General features: G+C 57.7%; 1 pseudogene. It reads left to right on the forward strand.

Annotation, left to right across the window (positions count from 1 at the left end):
• Nucleotides 1-241, forward strand: a pseudogene (locus QP941_RS11600) (sulfite exporter TauE/SafE family protein); the annotation flags it as partial.

Here is a 241-nt window from a genome sequence, read left to right on the forward strand (position 1 = left end):
GGGCAATGTTTTTATCCAATTTGCCACTGGATAAGGCGCAGCCGATTACCGCAGTCGTGCTGGTGGCCATCGGGGCAAACCTGGTGTGGCGATTTAGCCAAGGGCGCACGAAGCGCAAGCTGGCAAAAAAGGCGGAATATTCCACACCATTTTTAGGATTCTTGGGTGCTCTGGGTGGTCTGGTGGATTCCACCGGTGGCGGTGGCTGGGGTCCGGTGACTACCTCCACGCTGCTGGGCGT

The organism is Corynebacterium sp. MSK150 (assembly GCF_030229215.1).
GTDB lineage: Bacteria > Actinomycetota > Actinomycetes > Mycobacteriales > Mycobacteriaceae > Corynebacterium.